Here is a 3,913-nt window from a genome sequence, read left to right as displayed (position 1 = left end):
GCGATCGCGTCGGGCTTCACTGCGCGGGCCTCTTGCTTGGGCGTGGCGCTGGCCATTTGGGCATTCCGGGGCATCCGGCACGCGCGATCGCCACCTCCCGCCCCGCCCGCTTGCCCCGGCCTCAGCGTCATGCCAGATCCCCCGCATGTCCCGCACGCTGCCGCCTCGTCTTTCGCCGCGCCCGCGCTTCGGCGACCAGACGCCGCCCGCGATCTTTCCGCCAGTGCTCGGCGCGCTTTCCCTGGGCCTTGCCTGGCGGCAGGCGGCCGAGGTCTTCCCCGTCCCCGCCGCGATGGGCGAGATGATCCTTGGGGCTGTCACTCTGCTCTGCCTTTTCTGCATTGCGGCCTACGCGCTGAAACTCGCGCGGCGGCCGGGCGCTCTGACCGAGGATCTGCGCGTGCTGCCGGGCCGGGCGGGGCTCTCGGCGATGGTGCTGGCGAGCTACCTTGTCGCGGCGGCGCTGGTCCCGCTCGCGCCCGCCGTCGCGCTGGCCCTGCTGGGCGCAGGTCTCGCGCTGCATGCCGGTCTGGTCCTGCTGCTTGTGCTCGCGCTGATCCGCGGCCCGGCCGGACAGCGCCGCGTGAACCCGGTCTGGCATCTGCAATTCGTGGGCGTCATCATCGCCGCGCTTCCGGCACAGGCCCTGGGATTCACCCTGCTTGCAACCGTTCTGCTGACAGCGACGGGCATGGCCGCGCTGGCGATCTGGGGCGCCAGCCTCGCCCAGGCCCTGCGCGAGAAGGTGCCCGCGCCGCTGCGCCCGCTGCTTGCGATCCACCTCGCACCCGCCTGCCTGTTCGGCTCCGTGGCCCTGTCGCTGGACCGGCCCGGCCTCGCCTGGGGCTGCCTGGGGCTGGCCGCGCTGCTGGCCGGGATCCTGTTCCTGCGCCTGCCCTGGCTGCTCGCGGCTGGTTTCTCGCCGCTCTGGGGCGCATTCACCTTTCCGCTTGCCGCCCTCGCCAATCTTGCCCTCGCGATGGCCGCCGCCGAACCGGTCGGGGCCATTCGCATCGCAGGCGGGCTGCTGCTCGTCGCGGCAACGCTCGCGATCCCGCCAATCCTGATCGCGATCCTGCGATCCTGGACGCTTGGCGGGCTCGGGGACAAGACCAATGCCGCCCGCGTCTGAGCGGTGGAACGATCCACGACGCCCGGCAAAGGGACCGGGCACCAGACCTGGGACAATGACACCATGACCGACCAGAATCCCGACCGTTATGTCAGCTTTCCCGACTCGACTGCACCGGCAAGGCCGACCGGCTGATCCAGATGCTCGCCGCCCGCATGGCCGGAACCGAATCGCGCTGGGGCGTCTATTTCGACCGCAAACCGGCCGAGAAGATGCGCATGGGGGCGGACAACCTGCATTTCGTCGGCAGTCAGGTCAACGCGCTCCAGGCCTTCTTCGAGGAATGCGATGACAGGGCTGCGCTCGACCTGCTGTTCGACCTCGAACAGACCTGCTGCTGAGCCCCCTCCTTCTTCTGGCCCGAAATATCCCCGCCGGAGGCGCCGCGCGCGGCACGCGCGCGGCCACGCCCAACCCCGGACAAGCGGGGCGCCTGCGCCCTGCGCCGGACGGGGGCGGGAGTGCCCCGCCCACGCCCCGCGATTGACCCTTTCCTTTTCCGCCCCTCCGTGAAATAGGGAAGCGCCAAACGAAGACTCCCCAGGAGATCCCCATGGAGATTCGCGAGGCGCTCACCTTCGACGACGTGCTGCTGGTTCCGGGCGCAAGCTCGGTGCTGCCCAACCAGGCCGACACGGCCACCTTCGTCACCCGCGCGATCCGGCTGAACATTCCGCTTCTGTCCTCGGCGATGGACACGGTCACCGAACATCGCATGGCGATCGCGATGGCACAGGCGGGCGGGATCGGCGTGATCCATCGAAACCTCACCATCGAGGAACAGGCGCGCGAAGTGCGCCGCGTCAAGCGCTCCGAGAGCGGTGTGGTCTACAACCCGGTCACGCTGACCCCCGACCAGACGCTGGCCGACGCCAAGGCGCTGATCGAGCGTTACAATTTCACGGGCTTCCCGGTGATCGATGGCAAGGGCAATGTGGTGGGCATCGTCACCAACCGCGACATGCGCTTCGCCGCCAGCGACGCGACGCCCGTACACGCGATGATGACCGCCGAGAACCTCGCCGTGCTCAAGGAACCGGTCGACCGCGCCGAGGCGCTGAACCTGATGAAGGCGCGGCGGATCGAGAAGCTGCTCATTACCGACGAGGTGGGCAGGCTCACGGGCCTGCTGACGCTGAAGGACACCGAGAAATCGGTCCTGAACCCGCAAGCGGTCAAGGACGAGCTGGGCCGGCTGCGGGTCGCGGCCGCTTCGACCGTGGGCGATGCGGGTTTCGAGCGGTCGCAGGCGCTGATCGACGCGGGCGTGGACCTGATCGTGATCGACACCGCCCATGGCCATTCCGAGGGGGTGGCGCGCGCCGTCGAGCGGATCAAGGCCAGCAGTTCCGTGCAGGTGATGGCGGGCAACGTCGCCACCGCCGAGGCGACGCGCGCGCTGATCGACGCGGGCGCGGACGCGGTCAAGGTCGGCATCGGGCCGGGCTCGATCTGCACCACGCGGATGGTGGCGGGCGTCGGCGTGCCGCAACTGACCGCGATCATGGATTGCGCCCGGGCGGCGGGCGATGTGCCGGTGATCGCCGATGGCGGCATCAAGTATTCCGGCGATTTCGCCAAGGCGATCGCGGCGGGCGCTTCCTGCGCGATGGTCGGCTCGATGATCGCGGGCACCGATGAATCCCCGGGCGAGGTGATCCTCTACCAGGGCCGGTCCTTCAAGTCCTATCGCGGCATGGGCAGCCTTGGCGCCATGGCGCGCGGCTCGGCCGACCGCTATTTCCAGAAGGACGCGGCCAGCGACAAGCTCGTGCCCGAGGGGATCGAAGGTCAGGTGCCCTACAAGGGGGCAGCGGGGGCCGTGATCCACCAGCTTGTGGGCGGCCTGCGCGCGGCGATGGGCTATACCGGCTGCGCGACCATCGCAGAGATGCGGAGCAATTGCCGCTTCGTGCGGATCACCGGCGCCGGGCTCAGGGAATCCCATGTCCATGACGTGCAGATCACCCGCGAAAGCCCGAATTACCGGGTGATGTAGGGCGATCATAGAACATTTTCATCAGGGACTGGCGGGCCGATCTTCATGCTGAACCCGAGATCGCGACCATGACGCCCGCAGCGCGGATCGCCGCGGCGATCGGTCTGCTCGATGCCTGGCTGGCAGGCGCGCCGGTCGAGCGGCTCCTGACCACCTGGGGACGGCAGAACCGGTATGCCGGCGCAAAGGACCGCGCGGCGATCCGCGATCTGGTCTTCGACGCGCTGCGCTGCCGCCGGTCCTTTGCCGCGCTCGGGGGCAGCGCTACCGGACGCGGGCTGATGCTGGGGTTGCTGCGCGCGGACGGGATCGCGCCCGGGACGATCTTCACCGGCGAGGGTCATGTGCCCCCGCCCCTGACCGCGGCGGAACAGGCCGTCCCCCCTGCCGACCTGCCCGAAGAGATCGCCTGCGACTGCCCCGACGCATTGGCCGCGGTGCTGCGCGACAGCCTCGGGGCCGATTTCCTCCCCGTCATGCAGGCGCTGCGCCAGCGCGCGCCGGTCTTCCTGCGCGCCAATCTGCGCCGCACCACGCGGGACAAGGCCGCCGCTGCGCTGGCCTCCGAGGGGATCGAGACCCGGCCGCATCCGCTCTCGCCCACCGCGCTGGAGGTGACCGCAAATGCCCGCCGCGTCCAGCAGTCGCGTGCCTGGCGCGAGGGGCTGGTCGAGTTGCAGGACGCCGCGTCGCAGGCGGTGGCCGATCTGATGCCGCTGCCCGAGGGCGGGCGCGTGCTGGATTTCTGCGCCGGGGGCGGGGGCAAGACGCTGGCGCTGGCG

General features: G+C 70.0%; 4 protein-coding genes and 1 pseudogene. All 5 read left to right on the top strand.

Going from position 1 to position 3,913, the window contains the following annotated elements:
• Positions 1-145 precede the first annotated feature (145 nt).
• Positions 146-1,132, top strand: coding sequence for a tellurium resistance protein (locus ENN83_RS16035; RefSeq protein WP_287188745.1), 987 nt, complete (start codon positions 146-148; stop codon positions 1,130-1,132).
• 3 nt (positions 1,133-1,135) lie between these two features.
• Complete coding sequence (locus ENN83_RS16030) at positions 1,136-1,267, top strand: hypothetical protein (RefSeq protein ID WP_287188744.1); 132 nt, start codon at positions 1,136-1,138, stop codon at positions 1,265-1,267.
• Positions 1,268-1,287: 20 nt separating this feature from the next.
• A complete protein-coding gene (cowN, locus tag ENN83_RS16025; protein WP_287188743.1) occupies positions 1,288-1,473 on the top strand; it encodes a N(2)-fixation sustaining protein CowN in 186 nt (61 codons plus the stop codon).
• Positions 1,474-1,685: 212 nt separating this feature from the next.
• Complete coding sequence (gene guaB, locus ENN83_RS16020; protein ID WP_287188742.1) at positions 1,686-3,131, top strand: IMP dehydrogenase; 1,446 nt, start codon at positions 1,686-1,688, stop codon at positions 3,129-3,131.
• 68 nt (positions 3,132-3,199) lie between these two features.
• A pseudogene (locus ENN83_RS16015) lies at positions 3,200-3,913 on the top strand (RsmB/NOP family class I SAM-dependent RNA methyltransferase); the annotation flags it as partial.

Origin of the sequence: Rhodovulum sp. (assembly GCF_011048875.1) — a bacterium.
Taxonomy (GTDB): Bacteria; Pseudomonadota; Alphaproteobacteria; order Rhodobacterales; family Rhodobacteraceae; genus Rhodovulum; species Rhodovulum tesquicola.
This window is presented reverse-complemented; position numbering and strand designations above follow the sequence as displayed.